General features: G+C 49.9%; 3 protein-coding genes. All 3 read right to left on the reverse strand.

Annotation, left to right across the window (positions count from 1 at the left end; all coding sequences use genetic code 11):
• Positions 1-1,208, reverse strand: a 1,208-nt coding sequence (locus L0156_25680; protein MCI0606389.1) for a tetrathionate reductase family octaheme c-type cytochrome, incomplete at its 3' end; no start/stop codon positions are given.
• A gap of 512 nt (positions 1,209-1,720) precedes the next feature.
• A complete protein-coding gene (locus tag L0156_25685; protein ID MCI0606390.1) occupies positions 1,721-2,812 on the reverse strand; it encodes an IS3 family transposase in 1,092 nt (363 codons plus the stop codon).
• Complete coding sequence (locus tag L0156_25690) at positions 2,701-3,018, reverse strand: transposase (protein MCI0606391.1); 318 nt, start codon at positions 3,016-3,018, stop codon at positions 2,701-2,703. The genes L0156_25685 and L0156_25690 overlap by 112 nt, the downstream gene beginning before the upstream one ends.
• Positions 3,019-3,087 lie beyond the last annotated feature (69 nt).

Here is a 3,087-nt window from a genome sequence, read left to right on the forward strand (position 1 = left end):
GGCGCATACAGTTTCGGCTGAATCAGAATTTTGTTCACCGGATCGTAAAGCTGCTTTCCCCTGTGAATCTTTGCAGGAATGATTTTCGAATCGGGGTCTTCATAACCACCTTTGAGCTCATTGATCCGGACCGGCTCACCCGAGACTTCGTCACCCAGGAGATAGTGGCCGGCGGTGCCGTTAAACCATACGTATTCCGGTATGACATTCGTGGCCCATGTGAATGTCCCTTTAAGGGACATGTACGTTGGTTCTCCGTGAGAGCCCTTAACTTCAAAAGGTTTTCCGTCAGCCAGCCTGCCGGCCGTGGACCAGTCCCAGGTCATCTTGGTTGGATTCGCCCTGGCATAGGTCGGAATGTGGCACGTCTGACAGGCAACCTTGAGTGTGTGTTCGTTCAGGATATCATCTTCATGCGGCAGCGCCGCATGACATTGCTCGCAAGTGGAGCGGTTGCGGTTCATGGAGGAAACGGAGTAGAGTTTTCCCTGCATTTGATGGTTCTTGCCTGTGTGGCAATCCACGCATTGAAGATCGGCGCCGTTGCGCGCCATGTGCACATCCAGCTCACGGTCGGCCTCCAGTAAAGCTTCTTCCAGGTCGCCGTGTTTTACATTGTTGCCGCCGCCTCCCGCAAAGTGACAATAACCGCAATTGTCCCGCTTTGGCTTTCCGACACGCTGCGCCACAGCGCTCAAATCAACGGACGGAGCGGGCAATCCGGCCCCTGTTTTGACATACGTCCCGCTGTTGTCGTGGCAAACAAGACAGTCGATATTACTTTCGTTGTTAAAATCAAAGGAGGCGTCGGTAAAACCGTATCCTGCATGGCATTTGTCGCACCCTTCCAGGTTGCTGGAAACCCCGATGCAGTAATTGTTCAGGATGTTTTTCTTGCCGATGAATCGAATTCCGCGGCCATCGATATACTCTGCGCGCTCCCAGTTCCAGTGCGAAGACGCCATCACTTCCTTGCCTCTTTCCGTATGACAGGAGAGGCAGGCGATCGTTACTTCCTGAGGAGACGCAAACGTTCGCTGCAGAGACTGAAGCTTGCTGTGATCGGCGGAAGGAATCGTTTTTTGCGAGTACCGCGCGCGGAGCTGTTCCAGCGGCGCCGGACCGGCATCGCCCGGTTTCTGGAGCGCAGACCATGCTGCGAAAACAATGATCGCCAGGCCAATCAGTATAATCGGGGTATAGCGCATAACTCAATTTCCCCTTGTGCCGCAAGGATCGAAAGACTGTCGGCGCAAGAAGTTCATATTAACATGAACTCAGGACAACTCAGGACGCCTGATTCTGCCGGTCAGTTGACCTGAAGCCATCATGTCTTGTAACTGAGGAATAGTGGCCTCAATAAACGGTTCATCTGCCAGGGCCAAGGGCGGGCGCAAAAATGAGGTCAATCCTCCGCTTGTCCTGGTTCAGCGTGAAATGGACTTTTCAGTTTTCAGATTTAGTTAGAGCTGGGGCTTCGCCCCAGACCCCAAGGTTTTTTGAGGCATGAGACGAAGCTCCGAATATTTGTTGTTATTTGAGATTCAAAGGGAGGCCGAAGCCTCCCCGTAGTTACAACGAACATTCGTCGCAACGTCATCCGGTTATCCCTGGCGAGTTGCTCCTCAGCATTGCTCGCTTCCGTTTCACCGGACAGGTTGAGTGTACAAGCAAAACGCTTTAATTTCAATGATCGTGGATGATCACTATATACATAGTATTATTTTTGTAATAAACCCATTCCGACATTTTCGTTTTTACGCAGCAGTTTGCGATGCAAGCGAGCTTCATCTAACTTGCGATCGCGCTGAGTAAAAATCTCTTTCTCACGGCCTTGCAGCTTGGTCCGGGGAGTTACATATCCAATCGCGCTGTGAAGGCGCCGGCAATTGTAGTGATGCACAAATTCGGCCACGATGCGTTTTGCATCAGCCAATGAAAGCGGACATTTCTGCCGGATGGCTTCTGTTTTAACACTCTGATGCCAGCGTTCAATTTTGCCGTTACTTTGTGGGTAGTAAGGCGATGTCTTCACATGGCTCATTCCAGAAATCCGAATAAATTCCTTAAAATCTCGGGCAATAAACTGAGGACCATTATCGGTAATAATCCGAGGCCGGGCTTCCGGAAATTTCTCCTTTGCTGCCTGAAGGATGATTTCAACGTCAGCTTCTTTCATGGTTTCTCGAATCTCATGATGGACGATGTAGCGGCTGTAGCCGTCTAAAACACTGCAGAGATAATAAAAGGTGCCGCAGATATTCAAATAGGAAATATCAACGTGCCAGTGCTGATGAGGACTATCCGGTTGACTGAATCCGGTCCCTTTGAAAGATCGCTTGTGATTCCACTTCCGCAAATAGCCCGCCTGCTTTAAAACCCGGTAGGTGGTTGAAGCAGAAACGGCCACTACATCTTCATCCAGCATCATGAAAGTCAACCGACGGTAACCTTCCAACGGGTGAGCCAGGTAGTAGTCGATGATCTTTTCCTTTTCCCAATCTTCTATCCACCAGTCGCGCGGAATCCAAGCGTTGTGTTCGTTGACTTTCCCGTATCGTTTCCTCCAGTTGAAAAACTTGCTTCTTCCGATTCCAAGCGCTTCAATAAAAACCGATTCCTTCAAATGGCTCTTTTCCTTCCAGCGATTGACAAAATCAATGACCTCATCTCGAATATCGTGCGGCACCCATTCTCCCCTCAGTCCTCCCCAAGACTTTTTTTTAAAGCAATATGCTCTTCCATCAGCTCTGATAAGACTTCGTTCTTCTGCTGCAGCTTTCTCTCGAGCTTCAGCGCTTTCTTCTGCCAATTGGATTCTTCTCGGCTGGTGTTCCCTTTCTTGTCAAACGCACCGGCCAAGTTCTCTGCTGCTTGTTGCCGCCAGCGATGCAATACCGTAGGCTGGATCCCGTGCTCTTCGCACACTTGCGAAACCGGCTTGTCTTCAAACAGATGCTCTTTTAAAATCTGAGCCTTCTCTTGCGCTGTGAAATTCCTTCGTTCTCTCCTCGACATTGGCTTTTCCTCCTGGAGTCATTACTAACTCCATTTTAGGAAAAGTCCAATTCCATTAGAATCAGGACA

It is taken from the genome of bacterium, assembly GCA_022616075.1.
Classification (GTDB): domain Bacteria; phylum Acidobacteriota; class HRBIN11; order JAKEFK01; family JAKEFK01; genus JAKEFK01.

Coding starts and splice junctions, on each gene's coding strand:
- L0156_25690 (MCI0606391.1), bottom strand. CDS start 3,018: ATGTCGAGGAGAGAACGAAGGAATTTCACAGCGCAAGAGAAGGCTCAG.